Source organism: Citrobacter sp. Cpo069 (genome assembly GCF_030332785.1).
Classification (GTDB): domain Bacteria; phylum Pseudomonadota; class Gammaproteobacteria; order Enterobacterales; family Enterobacteriaceae; genus Citrobacter; species Citrobacter portucalensis.
The window spans coordinates 133,652-148,858 of the sequence record NZ_JAOWHD010000037.1; the positions used below are offsets into that span (position 1 = coordinate 133,652).

Annotated in this window: 17 protein-coding genes; 10 read left to right on the top strand and 7 right to left on the bottom strand. The window is 52.9% G+C overall.

The window, feature by feature from the left end:
• Nucleotides 1-6: 6 nt before the first annotated feature.
• The 3 genes from secF to OGY08_RS03225 all read left to right on the top strand — a co-directional run bounded on the left by secF (nt 7) and on the right by OGY08_RS03225 (nt 2,230).
• Entirely contained in the window at nt 7-978 is a 972-nt protein-coding gene (secF, locus tag OGY08_RS03215; RefSeq protein WP_003021550.1) for a protein translocase subunit SecF, read from the top strand.
• 170 nt (nt 979-1,148) lie between these two features.
• The gene (locus tag OGY08_RS03220; protein ID WP_008783926.1) at nt 1,149-1,514 is read left to right on the top strand and encodes a VOC family protein; all 366 of its coding nucleotides are present in this window, start codon (nt 1,149-1,151) and stop codon (nt 1,512-1,514) included.
• Between the two features lie 23 nt (nt 1,515-1,537).
• Complete coding sequence (locus tag OGY08_RS03225; protein ID WP_057067578.1) at nt 1,538-2,230, top strand: helix-turn-helix transcriptional regulator; 693 nt, start codon at nt 1,538-1,540, stop codon at nt 2,228-2,230.
• Between the two features lie 45 nt (nt 2,231-2,275).
• On the opposite strand, the gene OGY08_RS03230 is transcribed toward OGY08_RS03225, so the two are convergent.
• Together OGY08_RS03230 and OGY08_RS03235 are read right to left on the bottom strand one after the other, a co-directional pair.
• A complete protein-coding gene (locus tag OGY08_RS03230; protein ID WP_003021561.1) occupies nt 2,276-3,139 on the bottom strand; it encodes a nucleoside-specific channel-forming protein Tsx in 864 nt (287 codons plus the stop codon).
• Nucleotides 3,140-3,437: 298 nt separating this feature from the next.
• A complete protein-coding gene (locus OGY08_RS03235; protein ID WP_020996578.1) occupies nt 3,438-3,977 on the bottom strand; it encodes a SadB/YajI family lipoprotein in 540 nt (179 codons plus the stop codon).
• A gap of 153 nt (nt 3,978-4,130) precedes the next feature.
• Here OGY08_RS03235 and nrdR point away from each other — a divergent pair, with 153 nt between their 5' ends.
• The 6 genes from nrdR (at nt 4,131) to pgpA (ending at nt 8,238) form a co-directional block, all read left to right on the top strand.
• Nucleotides 4,131-4,580, top strand: a complete 450-nt coding sequence (nrdR, locus tag OGY08_RS03240) for a transcriptional regulator NrdR (protein WP_003021571.1) — start codon at nt 4,131-4,133, stop codon at nt 4,578-4,580.
• Nucleotides 4,581-4,583: 3 nt separating this feature from the next.
• On the top strand, nt 4,584-5,687 hold the full coding sequence (gene ribD, locus OGY08_RS03245; protein WP_008783929.1) for a bifunctional diaminohydroxyphosphoribosylaminopyrimidine deaminase/5-amino-6-(5-phosphoribosylamino)uracil reductase RibD: 1,104 nt from the start codon (nt 4,584-4,586) through the stop codon (nt 5,685-5,687).
• Between the two features lie 90 nt (nt 5,688-5,777).
• Entirely contained in the window at nt 5,778-6,248 is a 471-nt protein-coding gene (gene ribH / locus OGY08_RS03250) for a 6,7-dimethyl-8-ribityllumazine synthase (protein ID WP_003021575.1), read from the top strand.
• A 19-nt stretch (nt 6,249-6,267) separates the two neighbouring features.
• Nucleotides 6,268-6,687 (top strand): transcription antitermination factor NusB, encoded by a 420-nt coding sequence (nusB, locus tag OGY08_RS03255; RefSeq protein WP_000801129.1) that lies wholly within the window; start codon nt 6,268-6,270, stop codon nt 6,685-6,687.
• Between the two features lie 77 nt (nt 6,688-6,764).
• Entirely contained in the window at nt 6,765-7,742 is a 978-nt protein-coding gene (thiL, locus tag OGY08_RS03260) for a thiamine-phosphate kinase (RefSeq protein ID WP_125362846.1), read from the top strand.
• On the top strand, nt 7,720-8,238 hold the full coding sequence (gene pgpA, locus OGY08_RS03265) for a phosphatidylglycerophosphatase A (RefSeq protein ID WP_003830993.1): 519 nt from the start codon (nt 7,720-7,722) through the stop codon (nt 8,236-8,238). Before thiL ends, pgpA begins: the two co-directional genes overlap by 23 nt.
• 99 nt (nt 8,239-8,337) lie before the next feature.
• Here pgpA and yajO read toward each other — a convergent pair whose 3' ends face one another.
• The 4 genes from yajO to xseB are packed head-to-tail and all read right to left on the bottom strand — an operon-like array spanning nt 8,338 to nt 12,398.
• Nucleotides 8,338-9,312 carry a 1-deoxyxylulose-5-phosphate synthase YajO gene (yajO, locus tag OGY08_RS03270; RefSeq protein WP_125362847.1) on the bottom strand — a complete coding sequence of 325 codons (975 nt, stop codon included), beginning with the start codon at nt 9,310-9,312 and terminating at the stop codon, nt 8,338-8,340.
• A gap of 56 nt (nt 9,313-9,368) precedes the next feature.
• Nucleotides 9,369-11,231, bottom strand: coding sequence for a 1-deoxy-D-xylulose-5-phosphate synthase (dxs, locus tag OGY08_RS03275; RefSeq protein ID WP_003830996.1), 1,863 nt, complete (start codon nt 11,229-11,231; stop codon nt 9,369-9,371).
• Nucleotides 11,232-11,255: 24 nt separating this feature from the next.
• Complete coding sequence (gene ispA, locus OGY08_RS03280; RefSeq protein WP_008783932.1) at nt 11,256-12,155, bottom strand: (2E,6E)-farnesyl diphosphate synthase; 900 nt, start codon at nt 12,153-12,155, stop codon at nt 11,256-11,258.
• Entirely contained in the window at nt 12,156-12,398 is a 243-nt protein-coding gene (xseB, locus tag OGY08_RS03285) for an exodeoxyribonuclease VII small subunit (protein ID WP_003021586.1), read from the bottom strand.
• 196 nt (nt 12,399-12,594) lie between these two features.
• Here xseB and thiI point away from each other — a divergent pair, with 196 nt between their 5' ends.
• Nucleotides 12,595-14,043, top strand: a complete 1,449-nt coding sequence (thiI, locus tag OGY08_RS03290; RefSeq protein WP_008783933.1) for a tRNA uracil 4-sulfurtransferase ThiI — start codon at nt 12,595-12,597, stop codon at nt 14,041-14,043.
• Nucleotides 14,044-14,108: 65 nt separating this feature from the next.
• Here the strand turns inward: thiI and OGY08_RS03295 are convergent, their stop codons facing one another.
• Nucleotides 14,109-15,191, bottom strand: a complete 1,083-nt coding sequence (locus tag OGY08_RS03295) for a hypothetical protein (RefSeq protein ID WP_032942529.1) — start codon at nt 15,189-15,191, stop codon at nt 14,109-14,111.
• Nucleotides 15,192-15,207 lie beyond the last annotated feature (16 nt).

Genomic DNA, 15,207 nt, shown 5'->3' on the forward strand with positions numbered 1-15,207 from the left:
TGCGAAGTGGCACAGGAATATACTGTTGAACAATTGAACCACGGCCGTAAAGTCTGGGACTTTATGCGCTGGGACTACTGGGCTTTCGGCATTTCAGGTTTCCTGCTGATTGCGGCCATCGTGGTGATGGGCGTACGCGGGTTTAACTGGGGTCTCGATTTCACCGGTGGTACGGTTATTGAAATCACGCTGGAAAAACCGGCCGATATGGACGTGATGCGCGATGCGCTGGAGAAAGCGGGCTTCGTTGATCCGCTTCTGCAGAACTTCGGCAGCAGCCACGACATTATGGTACGTATGCCGCCAACTGAAGGTGCAGACGGCGGTCAGGTGCTGGGTAGCAAAGTGTTGAGTGTGATTAACGAATCCACCAACCAAAACGCCGCGGTGAAGCGAATTGAATTCGTGGGTCCGAGCGTGGGTGCAGACCTGGCGCAAACCGGTGCGATGGCGCTGATGGCGGCGTTGATCTCCATCCTGGTGTACGTTGGTTTCCGCTTTGAGTGGCGACTGGCGGCAGGGGTAGTTATCGCGCTGGCGCACGACGTTATTATCACACTTGGGATCCTGTCGTTGTTCCATATCGAGATTGACCTGACTATCGTCGCATCACTGATGTCGGTAATCGGTTACTCGCTGAACGACAGTATCGTTGTATCTGACCGTATTCGTGAAAACTTCCGCAAAATTCGTCGCGGTACGCCTTACGAAATCTTTAACGTGTCACTGACTCAAACGCTGCACCGTACGTTGATTACGTCCGGTACAACGTTGATGGTTATTCTGATGCTGTTCCTGTTCGGTGGTCCGGTACTGGAAGGCTTCTCGCTGACCATGCTTATCGGTGTTTCCATCGGTACTGCGTCTTCTATCTACGTGGCATCGGCGCTGGCGCTGAAGCTGGGTATGAAGCGTGAGCACATGCTGCAGCAGAAGGTCGAGAAAGAAGGGGCGGATCAACCGTCGATTCTGCCTTAACCCATCCAGGAGTGAAGATACTGGAATCCCGATCGCAAGGTCGGGATTTTTTTTGCCTGTGAATTAGCGACAGGTAATTATCTTTTCCTGTCGCCACACTACTGACAGTATGCTGTCAGTAGCCCTGTCATATAGTCCTCCTGAGATTACCCACACAGGCAGGAGGAAGTATGAGCAATGTAATTAATTGGTTTGAAATCCCCGTGGCACAAATGGACCGCGCCATCGCTTTTTATGAGCCAGTAATGCAGGTTTCTTTGCGCCGGGAGAACATGGACTGCGCTGAGCTCGCCGTATTTCCGCATCAGGATCCCGCTCCCGGCGGGGCGCTGGCTAAATTTGACGGTATTACGCCTTCAACGCAGGGCGCTATTATTTATCTGCATACGGACGATTTGGCTGCAACGCTTGAACGCGTCGCCACTGCTGGCGGTCAGTGTGTGTTTGGCCCACTCGAACTGGGGCAGGACATTGGTACGATTGCGCTATTTACTGACAGCGAAGGCAATCGTGTTGGTTTACATCAACCCGCGTAATATTTTCAGCACTGAGGATTAAAATGAGCAGACGCGCCGACCGCTTGTTTCAGATTGTGCAAATCCTGCGTGGCAGGCGAGTGACAACGGCGGCGCTGCTGGCAGAGCGTCTTGAGGTTTCTGAACGGACGATTTATCGCGATATCCGCGATCTCTCTTTATCCGGTGTGCCTATTGAAGGCGAAGTGGGCAGCGGATACCGCTTAATGGCCGGGTTTGATCTACCGCCGTTGATGTTAACGCATCACGAATCAGAAGCATTGATGGTAGCGATTCGATTGCTGAAAACATGGGGTGGGGATTCACTCTCACAGGCGTTGGAATCCGCGCAGGAAAAAGTGTTGGCGATATTGCCGCCAGAGAGTCGGCGCAGAGCCGAGCAAACGCGGATTTTCGCGCCAGATTTTGGTAATCAGCCGCATTCACGTAGTGCCTTCGATCTCATACATCGCGCGGTTTCAGCCCAGCAGGTGCTGGCGCTGCATTATCGCGATGAGTCCGGGAACCTCTCCTGGCGCGACGTTCAGCCGCTGGGATTATTTTTCTGGGGCGAGCACTGGCTGCTGGTTGGCTGGTGCGAGAAGCGTGACGATTATCGTTGCTTTCGCGTTGATCGATGTCTGAAGATTACGCCACTCGAAAGGCATTTTCGCGAATCGGCAGATCGCTCGCTAAGTGACTTTTTGCGTAAAGTACGCTGTGAAGACCAGCCATAAAAAAGCCAGCGGTTAAGCTGGCTTATCTGCGAGACATTGTCTGGATTAGAAGTTGTAACCTACGACCAGGTAACCACCCCAACCGGTAGATTTCGCGCTGAAGTCGCCTTCGCCCCAGTTCAGGGTATCTCCACCTTTCCACTGACCGCCGTTATGGAAGTAACGCGCTACGACGGAGTAGTGCCAGTGATCGTAGTTCAGCGCCAGGACGTGGCTGGACGCGATAGAGTTGCTGGTGCGGTTCGGATCATCACCCAAATCTGAGCCCCAGTCGAAGTTGGTGAAGCCGATGTAGGTCAACTGGCCGCCCCAAACCTGGGTGATCGGCACAAAGTATTTCACTTTGAAACGGTAGCCATCCCACTCGTTTTCGTTGGATGCGCCATAGTTCTGCCACTGGTATTTAGCATACACGTTCAGGGACAGACCCATCGGCAGACCGGTATCGATATCGGTACCCAGACCCATATACCAGGTGCTCTGGCGGCTGGCTTTGTTATCACCCATATCGTAGATGTAGTTGTTGGCGAAATACCATTCTTTGAACGGACCAAAGCTCAGGTCAGCACCGGTCAGTTTGTCGATGGAGAAACGCGGTTCGATTTCCATAAACAGCGGGGAACCGTCAGACCAAATACCTTTATCGTTGCCGTTACCCCAGTCGAAGGTTTTCGGAATATCGATGTAGCCATAGAAGTCAAACCAGTCTTTTTTGGCAAACGCTTCGTATTCCAGATACACGTCGTTGTTCAGTTTCGGGGAGAAACGGGTGTGATAGCTACCCACCACGTTGACACTCTGGTGCCACCAGTCGGACAGATATTGCGGTTTGTCATTTTCTGCTGCGTTGGCAGTAAAAGACGAGGAGAGCGCCAGCACTGCACCGGCTGCAAGTAATGTTTTTTTCATATGTATGCCACTGTTTGAAATCCCTTTCGGGAGTGAAAAATGCGCAATTTGCGTTTCTAAATATTTCGTAATTCTTCGGAGCCTATTATAAAAATCATTGTTCACAAAAATATGTCTTGTTTCACAGTTCTATCATTTACGTAATCGATTGCGTTCACGTTTGCGTACTTTAGGCGGCGAATTGTACTGGCTCCCATGAATGTTGCCAAGTTTTACCAGAAATATCGGTTATGTCAGGGGAGTAACAAAAAGAAGCAGAGTGATGTTGCGGAACGCACAAAACGTTCCGCAAAAAAGTTTATTGGCTAACAGGCTGGACGTCGTGGATGCGCACAAATCCTAACTGATCTGGAGTGAGGCCATTTATCTGTAACGGAATGTCTACGTCGCTGGGAGCAAGAATACTCGCCGGAGCGTTGACCAATTGGTTATGAACGTTCACTTCCTGATAGTTGTCCGTGGTGCCCTGAATTTGCCCGTATTCGACGGTGGCGCTAAAGGCGGGTAAAGGCGTGTTGGATTCACCCTGAATTCGTAGCGTCAGGCGCGTACCATCGGCGTTCGGCGCAATGTTCACCAGCGACATGCGTAAGGTGCCAATCTGGCTGTCCAGTCGTGCCGGGGTTTTGGAGCCCGGCAGCAGATAGGCGCCGCTGGTTGATTTTGCATTCAACATATTTTGTTGCGTAATTTTTACCGTTTCCTGATTAAGCTGCGTCATCTCTTTATTCAACGTGCTAACGCTTTGATGCATCTGGCGTACTTCGCTTTGCTGTGCGCAGGCACTAAGACTAAAGAGACTTCCCACTAGGAGAATTCTTAGGTAACGTCTTGTCATTGTGATTACTTCCTTCATTGTCGCGATAGCATAATGGTAGTGTGCACTGAGCACGAAGGCATCGATCCTTTGTCTCAAAAGCGCAGCGCCTTTGTTGTCACGGCAGTTCAGGGTAAAATAGATTCTGTTAACCACTGAGGTACAGGACGCCGTATGCATTGCCCATTCTGTTTCGCCGTAGACACTAAGGTAATTGACTCTCGTCTTGTAGGCGAGGGCTCCTCGGTACGCCGCCGTCGGCAGTGTCTGGTCTGTAACGAACGTTTCACCACTTTTGAAGTGGCTGAACTTGTTATGCCGCGCGTTGTGAAAAGCAACGATGTGCGTGAACCCTTTAATGAAGAAAAGCTGCGCAGCGGCATGCTCAGAGCGCTTGAGAAACGGCCTGTCAGCGCAGATGACGTCGAAATGGCGTTAAACCATATCAAATCACAGCTGCGTGCGACGGGCGAGCGTGAGGTGCCGAGCAAGATGATTGGCAACCTGGTGATGGAGCAGTTGAAAAAGCTCGATAAAGTCGCTTACATCCGCTTTGCCTCTGTCTACCGGAGTTTCGAAGATATCAAAGAATTTGGCGAAGAGATTGCTCGCCTACAGGACTAAGCCATGCAGGATGAATTGTACATGGCGCGCGCGCTAAAGCTTGCTGCGCGCGGACGTTTTACCACTCACCCCAACCCCAACGTGGGCTGCGTGATTGTGAAAGATGGGGAGATCGTCGGTGAGGGATATCATCACCGCGCGGGCGAACCGCATGCCGAAGTTCATGCTCTGCGGATGGCTGGAGAAAAAGCGCAGGGGGCAACTGCCTACGTGACGCTTGAACCCTGTAGTCATCATGGTCGTACGCCGCCGTGTTGCGATGCGCTGATTGCGGCGGGGGTGTCGCGTGTGGTTGCGGCGATGCAGGATCCCAATCCGCAGGTCGCAGGACGTGGGCTCTACCGTTTGCAGCAGGCGGGTATCGACGTCAGCCACGGGCTGATGATGAGCGAAGTTGAGCAACTGAATAAAGGTTTCCTCAAGCGCATGCGTACGGGATTCCCGTATCTTCAGCTTAAGCTTGGCGCGTCGCTTGATGGCCGTACTGCGATGGCCAGCGGTGAAAGCCAGTGGATCACCTCGCCACAGGCGCGCCGCGATGTGCAACGCTTGCGCGCGCAAAGCCATGCCATTTTAACCAGCAGTGCTACGGTGCTGGCAGACGACCCTCAGCTTACCGTGCGTTGGTCGGAGCTTGGGGAGTCAACTCAGGCGAGTTACCCGCAGGAAGAGCTGCGTCAGCCAATCCGCATTGTTCTTGATAGCCAGAATCAGGTCACACCGGCGCACCGAATTGTGCAACAGCCTGGAGAAACCTGGATTGTCCGGACTGAAGACGACCCTCGTAGCTGGCCGGAGACGGTGCGCAGCCTGAAGGTGCCGGAACATAACGGGCATCTGGATCTGGTGGTGCTAATGATGCAACTGGGCAAACAGCAAATTAACAGCATTTGGGTTGAAGCAGGCCCAACGCTCGCCGGGGCATTATTACAGGCCGGTTTGGTCGATGAGCTAATCGTGTATGTTGCGCCTAAACTGTTAGGCAGCGATGCGAGAGGATTATGTGTGCTTCCAGGCCTTGAGAAACTGGCTGACGCACCCCATTTCAAATTCAATGAGATACGCCAAGTGGGCCCGGACGTTTGCCTGCATTTAACGACTGCGTGAGGCTTTCTGATTTAGAGGAAGCAGCGCACAGAATATTATGATAAAATCCGCCCCCCTTACGGGGCCATAAATCGAACCCGAAGGAAGAATATGAACATTATTGAAGCTAACGTTGCTACCCCGGACGCTCGCGTCGCCATCACCATTGCGCGTTTCAACAACTTTATCAATGACAGCCTGCTGGAAGGTGCTATCGACGCCCTGAAACGTATTGGCCAGGTTAAAGATGAAAACATTACCGTTGTTTGGGTTCCTGGTGCATATGAGCTGCCACTGGCGGCTGACGCACTGGCAAAAACCGGTAAATACGACGCGGTGATTGCGCTCGGTACGGTGATCCGTGGCGGTACCGCGCACTTCGAATATGTGGCTGGCGGTGCAAGCAATGGCCTGGCGCATGTCGCTCAGGACAGTGGCATTCCGGTAGCCTTCGGTGTTCTGACCACCGAAAGTATTGAACAAGCCATCGAACGTGCTGGCACTAAAGCCGGTAACAAAGGCGCAGAAGCTGCACTGACTGCGCTTGAAATGATTAATGTATTGAAAGCCATCAAGGCCTGATTTTTGTAAGGGGAAATCCGTGAAACCTGCTGCTCGTCGCCGCGCCCGTGAGTGTGCCGTCCAGGCGCTCTACTCCTGGCAGTTGTCCCAGAACGACATCGCTGATGTTGAATACCAGTTCCTGGCGGAACAGGACGTTAAAGATGTCGACGTTCTGTATTTCCGTGAACTGCTGTCCGGGGTGGCGACTAACAGCGCGTACCTGGATGGATTAATGAAGCCTTACCTGTCTCGTCTGTTGGAAGAGCTGGGTCAGGTAGAAAAAGCCGTACTGCGTATTGCGCTGTTTGAATTGTCTAAACGTAGTGATGTGCCGTACAAAGTGGCCATCAACGAAGCGATTGAACTGGCAAAAACCTTCGGCGCTGAAGATAGCCACAAATTCGTGAACGGCGTACTGGATAAAGCAGCACCTGTGATTCGCCCCAACAAAAAGTAATCCCGAGGCCGGCTGGATGGTGGAACCTGTTTCCGCTGTCCCCGGCTTTTTCTTTTTTTTCTGCTGAGGCATAACGTATGGCATGTGGCGAGTTTTCCCTGATTGCCCGTTATTTTGACCGCGTAAGAACTTCTCGTCTTGATGTCGAAACCGGTATTGGTGACGACTGCGCACTTCTGAACATCCCTGAAAAACAAACGCTGGCGATCAGTACCGATACGCTGGTGGCAGGCAACCACTTTCTCCCCGACATTGATCCGACCGATCTCGCCTGGAAAGCACTGGCGGTGAATTTGAGCGATCTGGCGGCGATGGGGGCGGATCCTGCGTGGCTGACGCTGGCGCTCACGTTACCTGACGTCGATGAAGCCTGGCTGGAAGCCTTCAGCGATGGCCTGTTTGAACTCCTCAATTACTATGATATGCAGCTGATTGGCGGTGACACCACGCGTGGGCCGCTGTCGATGACGCTGGGTATTCATGGCTACGTCCCCGTTGGGCGGGCCTTAAAACGCTCTGGCGCGAAACCGGGTGACTGGATTTATGTTACCGGCACGCCGGGCGACAGTGCGGCCGGGCTGGCGATTTTGCAGAACCGATTGCAGGTTGCAGATGAAACAGACGCGGACTATCTTCTGCAACGCCATCTGCGTCCCACGCCGCGTATTTTGCAGGGACAAGCCCTGCGCGATCTGGCCAGTGCGGCTATCGATCTCTCCGATGGCCTGATTTCCGATTTGGGACACATCGTTAATGCCAGCGGCTGTGGCGCGCGGGTTAATGTTGAGGCGCTGCCATACTCCACGGCATTGTCACAGCACGTTGAGCCGGAACAGGCCCTGCGCTGGGCGCTCGCGGGTGGCGAAGATTATGAGTTATGCTTTACCGTACCGGAAATTAATCGTGGTGCGCTGGACGTGGCGCTAGGAAATCTCGGCGCAGCGTTTACCTGCATTGGGCAGATGAGCGCCGATGTGGAAGGCATTCACTTCACGCGCGATGGAAAACCCGTCACGTTTGACTGGAAAGGATATGACCATTTTGCCGCGCCTTAAAAAAGATGTCGCCAAAAGCCGTTTGAACATGCGCAATCCGTGGCACCTGTTAGCCACCGGCTTTGGCAGTGGGCTAAGCCCAATTGTTCCTGGCACGATGGGATCGCTGGCGGCGATCCCTTTTTGGTATTTAATGACCTTTCTGCCGTGGCAGCTGTATTCGCTGGTGGTGATGTTATCTATCTGTATCGGCGTTTATCTGTGCCATCAAACGGCGAAAGATATGGGCGTGCACGATCACGGTAGCATTGTCTGGGACGAGTTTGTCGGGATGTGGATTACCCTGATGGCGCTGCCGACCAACGACTGGCAGTGGGTTGCCGCCGGATTTGTGATTTTCCGTATTCTGGATATGTGGAAGCCGTGGCCGATTCGTTGGTTCGATCGCAACGTGCATGGCGGGACGGGGATCATGATCGACGATATTGTGGCCGGGATACTCTCTGCCGGAATTTTGTATTTTATCGGTCATCACTGGCCGGTAGGTATCATTTAACCCTTTTCAGCGGCTATTGTAGGCCCGATAAGCGCCGCGACATCGGGCGATCAGTGCCGGATGCGCTATGCTTATCCGGCCTACAATCTACAACCTCGCTTATTTAAATCCCACCACCGGATGCTGTTTGTACGGCGTTTCCAGCTCGGCAATCTGCTCCGGCTTCAACGTTAAATCTACCGCGTTGAGCAACTCATCCAGCTGTTCCTCACGTGAAGAACCAATAATTGGCGCTGCCACGCCGGGTTTGCTCAGCAGCCAGGCCAGCGCAACCTGTGCCCGCGTTACACCCAACTCCTCACTGACACCGGTCAGTCGTGCGGCGATTTGCGCGTCGTTTTCATCGCTCTCGTTGTACAAATTTTTACCGACTTCATCGGAAACCAGACGTGCGGTCGTTTCTCCCCAGGGACGCGTCAGGCGACCGCGCGCCAGCGGGCTCCATGGGATAACGGCCACGCCTTCCTGATAGCAAAGCGGCAGCATTTCGCGTTCTTCTTCGCGGTAGATTAGGTTGTAGTGATCCTGCATGCTGACGAACTGCGCCCAGCCGTGTTGCTTCTGTAAGGCCAGAGCCTGGGCAAACTGCGAAGCGTGCATGGATGAGGCGCCAATATAGCGAGCTTTACCGGCTTTCACGATGTCGTTTAGAGCCTCCAGCGTTTCTTCGATTGGCGTGTTGTAATCCCAGCGGTGAATTTGCAGGATGTCCACATAGTCCATACCCAGGCGTCTGAGGCTATCGTCGATTGAGCGCAGAATTTGTGCGCGGGATAATCCTTCCGCTAAATCATCAACCTGGTGAAAAACCTTGGTAGCGACCACGACATCTTCGCGGCGGGCGAAATCACGCAGCGCGCGGCCGACAATCTCTTCGCTGCTGCCAGCGGAGTAGCTGTTGGCGGTATCGAAAAAGTTAATGCCACCCTCAAGGGCGTGTTTGATTATCGGGCGGCTGCTTTCTTCAGGTAGCGTCCAGGCGTGATTGCCGCGATTGGGTTCGCCAAATGTCATGCAACCCAGGCAAAGGCGGGAGACCCGTAGGTCGGTTTTTCCTAAGATGTTGTATTTCATCAATCCACTCCTGCTTAGCTCGTGATGAATTAAGCATAGCAGGAGCGGGGAGGGGATTATGCCAGCCAGGCCTTGATTTTGGTCTCAATTCCGGCGGCATTCAAACCCAGATCGGCACGGGCTTCATCCTGAGTTCCCTGCGGGATGAAGAAGTCTGGTAGGCCAATGTTCAGCACCGGGACGGGCTTACGATGGGCCATCAGCACTTCGTTTACGCCGCTGCCAGCACCACCCATAATGGCGTTCTCTTCAATGGTAACCAGCACCTCGTGTTGGGCAGCCATTTCAAGGATCAACGTTTCATCCAGTGGTTTTACAAAGCGCATATCGACCAGCGTGGCGTTCAGCGACTCTGCGACCTGAGCGGCTTCCGGCATCAGGGTGCCGAAGTTGAGAATCGCCACTTTTTCCCCGTGACGTTTCACGATGCCTTTACCAATTGGCAGTTGTTCCAGCGGGGTCAGCTCAACGCCTACCGCGTTACCGCGTGGGTAGCGCACGACCGTTGGACCATCGTTGTAGTGATAGCCGGTGAACAGCATCTGGCGGCATTCGTTTTCATCACTCGGGGTCATGATGACCATTTCCGGGATGCAGCGCAGGAAGGAGAGATCGAACGCCCCCTGGTGGGTTTGTCCATCTGCGCCAACAATCCCTGCCCGGTCAACGGCAAACAGGACCGGCAGTTTCTGGATGGCTACATCGTGCAGCACCTGATCGTAGGCGCGTTGCAGGAAGGTCGAGTAAATGGCTACCACCGGCTTGTAGCCGCCAATCGCCAGACCGGCAGCAAACGTCACTGCGTGCTGCTCGGCAATCGCCACATCGAAATAGCGATCCGGGAACTTACGTGAAAACTCCACCATTCCGGAACCTTCGCGCATCGCCGGGGTGATTGCCATCAGCTTATTGTCTTTCGCTGCGGTCTCGCACAGCCAGTCACCGAAAATTTTTGAATAGCTCGGCAGACCGCCGCTGCTTTTCGGCAGGCATCCGCTGGACGGATCGAATTTGGGTACCGCGTGGAACGTAATCGGATCTTTTTCCGCAGGCTCATAGCCACGACCCTTTTTGGTCATGATGTGCAGGAACTGCGGGCCTTTCAGATCGCGCATGTTTTTGAGCGTAGTAATAAGCCCCAGCACGTCGTGACCGTCCACCGGACCGATATAGTTAAAGCCCAGTTCTTCAAACAGAGTCCCCGGCACAACCATACCTTTAATGTGTTCTTCGGTACGTTTGAGCAGTTCTTTAATCGGCGGCACGCCGGAGAAGACTTTCTTCCCGCCTTCGCGCAGCGAGGAGTAGAGTTTGCCAGAGAGCAGCTGTGCCAGATGATTGTTCAGCGCGCCAACGTTCTCTGAAATCGACATTTCGTTGTCGTTGAGGATAACCAGCATGTCGGGCCTAATATCGCCCGCGTGGTTCATCGCTTCAAACGCCATCCCTGCGGTGATGGCACCATCACCAATCACACACACGGTACGGCGCTCTTTACCTTCTTTCTCGGCGGCAACGGCAATACCGATACCTGCGCTGATGGAGGTAGAAGAGTGCCCAACGCTCAGTACGTCATACTCGCTTTCACCGCGCCATGGGAACGGATGCAGGCCGCCTTTCTGACGAATGGTGCCGATTTTATCGCGGCGACCGGTCAGAATTTTGTGCGGATAAGCCTGATGTCCCACATCCCAGATTAACTGGTCAAACGGGGTGTTGTAGACATAGTGCAGCGCGACGGTGAGTTCCACCGTGCCCAGACCAGAGGCGAAGTGCCCGCTGGAACGGCTTACGCTGTCGAGCAAATAGCGGCGCAGTTCGTCGCAAAGCTTTGGCAGGCTCTCTTTTGGCAGCAGACGTAACTCCTGGGTGGAGTCGACCAGCGCCAGGGTCGGGTATTTGGCTATATCAAAACTCATCGCAAGCTCATGGGATATGTTGGTTTATTTATCACGCTGGATTATGTAGTCCGCTAGCGCTTCCAGTGCCGAGGTATCGAGTGACTGTGCGGCCAGCAGACTTAGTGACTGGCGGGCATCCTCGATTAAATCCCGGGCTTTATTCTGGGCTTGCTCAAGACCCAGAAGTGCAGGATAGGTACTTTTGCCAAGCTGCTGGTCAGCACCCTGACGTTTACCCAATGTTGCAGTATCGCCTACCACATCCAGGATGTCATCCTGAACCTGGAAAGCCAGACCGATGCTTTCTGCGTATTTGTCGAGTATTGGCAGGCATTCTCGCCCTTTATCGCCAGCACTTAACGCCCCCAAACGCACGGCGGCGCGAATCAATGCTCCGGTTTTATGGCGGTGAATCCGCTCTAGTGCATCCAGCTCAACCTGATGACCTTCAGCTTCCAGATCCAGTGCCTGGCCGCCGCACATACCGGCGATGCCGCTGGCCTGAGCCAGTTCAGAGATCATCGCGATGCGGTCACGGTCAGTGACTTCCGGCATTGGGGCGTCGCTGATAATGGAGAATGCCAGCGTTTGTAGCGCATCTCCGGCCAGGATCGCATTTGCCTCGCCAAATTTTACGTGGCAAGTCGGCAGACCGCGTCGCAGGTCATCGTCATCCATCGCGGGCAAATCATCGTGCATCAGCGAATAGGCATGAATGCATTCGACGGCGGCAGCGGGAGCATCAAGCGTACTCAGGCTGACACCAAACATCTGACCAGTCGCATACACCAGGAACGGGCGCAGACGTTTACCGCCTAATAATGCGCCATATTGCATGGTTTCGACCACGGGAGTGTTCTGAAAGGGCAGTGGCGCGATAAAACGGCTCAGTGCCTGGTTTGCCTGCTCAACGCAAGCCTGTAGCTGCTGCGTAAAATCCATTTACTCATTATCCGGTGTAAAAGGCGTAAGGGCGGCGTCTTCAGTATCTGACAGCAGGATTTGTACGCGCTGTTCAGCCTGTTGCAATTTGACCTGTCCCTGACGCGCTAACTGTACGCCACGTTCGAATTCGTTCAACGCTTCTTCTAACGGCAGGTCGCCGCCTTCCAGACGGGTAACAATTTGTTCCAGCTCGCTCAGCGCGGTTTCAAAACTGGCGGGCGCTTCATTTTTCTTCGGCATAATGAATGTCTGACTCTCTGTATTGGCAGCACAAGACTATGGTAACGGACTCGCACTGATAAGCAAATAACGCGCAATGTGCACAGTAGCCGCGTGATGGTGATATACTTGCGCGCCTGGATGCAGTCGCGGGTATGGGCTGCTGTATTTTTTTCCATTACAAGTCATTCAGACTTGCCTAAGAACCATTGCCGCCATGAAGTTTATCATTAAATTGTTCCCAGAAATCACCATCAAAAGCCAATCTGTGCGTTTGCGCTTTATAAAAATTCTGACAGGGAACATTCGTAACGTTTTAAAGCACTATGATGAAGACCTTGCCGTTGTTCGTCACTGGGATCACGTTGAGGTTCGCGCTAAAGATGAAAGCCAGCGCCTGGATATTCGCGACGCGCTGACCCGTATTCCGGGTATCCACCACATTCTCGAAGTAGAAGACGTGCCGTTTACCGATATGCACGATATTTTCGAGAAAGCACTGGTTCAGTATCGCGATCAACTGGAAGGTAAAACCTTCTGTGTTCGCGTGAAGCGTCGTGGGAAGCATGAGTTTAGCTCCATTGAGGTGGAACGTTATGTTGGCGGTGGACTGAACCAACATATTGAATCTGCACGCGTGAAGCTGACGAAGCCGGATGTGACCGTTAATCTTGAAATCGAAAACGACCGTCTGCTGCTGGTTAAAGGCCGCTATGAAGGTATTGGTGGTTTCCCGATTGGGACGCAGGAAGACGTACTGTCGCTGATTTCCGGCGGTTTCGACTCTGGTGTATCCAGCTACATGCTGATGCGTCGCGGCTGCCGTGTACACTATTGCTTCTTTAACCTTGGCGGCGCAGCGCATGAAATCGGCGTTCGCCAGGTGGCGCATTACCTGTGGAATCGCTTCGGTAGTTCGCATCGCGTGCGTTTTGTTGCTATCAACTTTGAACCGGTGGTCGGTGAGATCCTGGAGAAAGTTGATGACGGCCAGATGGGCGTGGTTCTCAAACGTATGATGGTTCGCGCGGCGTCGAAAGTCGCTGAGCGCTACGGCGTACAGGCGCTGGTAACCGGTGAAGCACTGGGCCAGGTGTCCAGCCAGACGCTGACCAACCTGCGTCTGATCGATAACGTTTCTGACACCCTGATCCTGCGCCCGCTTATCTCCCATGATAAAGAGCACATCATCAATCTGGCGCGTGAAATTGGCACCGAAGACTTTGCCCGTACCATGCCGGAATACTGCGGTGTAATTTCAAAAAGCCCGACGGTGAAAGCGATCAAAGCGAAGATTGAGGCCGAAGAAGAAAACTTCGATTTCTCTATCCTCGATAAAGTGGTTGAAGAAGCGAACAATATCGATATTCGCGATATCGCCCAGCAGACGCAGCAGACCGTGGTAGAAGTGGAAACCGTGAGCGGTTTCGGCCCGAATGACGTAATCCTTGATATCCGTTCTGTGGATGAACAGGATGATAAACCGCTGAAGGTTGAAGGTGTGGACGTCGTTTCTCTGCCATTCTACAAGCTGAGCACTAAATTCGGCGATCTGGACCAGAGTAAAACCTGGCTGCTGTGGTGTGAACGCGGGGTGATGAGCCGTCTGCAGGCGCTTTATCTGCGCGAGCAGGGCTTTGAGAACGTGAAGGTGTATCGCCCGTAATTGAGTAAACATCGTGTTGTAGGCCGGATAAGGCGGTTACGCCGCCATCCGGCAATATAACGATATTATTCAAAACGAACGGGAAGCGTCTTCCCGTTCGACTCCCAGACCCCCTGATAGACACCGTCTTTTAACTCCAGCGTTATCTTCTCTTGCGATTGTTCAGCCGCAGATGTCTTCAGTTCATAATGTTGATTGTCGTCTGTGTCGCATTTGCCGGTCAATTCAATCGGTGCGCCAAATTTTTGGTAAAAGTAAGCCCCTTCAAAAAAATCACCGTATTTGCAGTCCACCTTCAATACAATACGCATGCTTTTTCCCAGCGTGCCGTACATGACTTTGCCGTCAATGCCGGGCGCTGGCGAAACTGGTGTTGTACTCTTTGCGGTAGTCAGATATTGGCCGTACGGTGTGAGTCGATTTTGCAGTTCCGTGGTTGGGATTTTCGTTGTGAAATCACCCAACTCGTCGAGCGCACGGCTGGCGTGGTTGCTACAGCGTCCGTTCAGGAAAGCCAGATGGTCTTTTTGCAGGGAGAATTTGTCGATGTAGTACAAACCGTCGGTGTAGGTTGCGCACGATGCGTAGAATTCGGCATAGTTAAAATCTTCACCTTTCTCTTCTTTTATTTGTTCTGGTGTTTGCGAATTATGCGCCGTAACAAAGGTATCGATTTGGCCGCGGATATCTTTTCTGGTGCGGGTGTTTAATTCGGCGATTGTAGCCCGGGAAAAGAGATCGTTAAGGGTAATTGCCGCACCGCTGGCTAAATCGAAGCTGATCGGCACATTGTACGACTCGCAATACGCCCCGCAACCTTCGATAAACATATTCATGGTCAGGATTTTTGCGTCGCGATACTCAACCGTGTAGTCAAGGTTTGCGGTGGGATTCATGGCTGATTTCGCAAACTGATTTACTGTGGCCTGTGGAGTATTGCCCGGTAGCTGATTGATAAAGCTTGCGAAAATATAATCGTTAATGCGTTTTGCAACTTTGGGGTTATCCGTCGAGGAAAACCATGGCAAGCGATACTGCATTTCAGTGCTTCCGGGATAGCGATATTCAATACTCTTTATTTCGAGTTGCGTCGCTGTGGCATAACCGGAAAGGAGCAGTAAAGCCACTCCACTCAGATATCCTTTCATTATGATTCCTTATAAG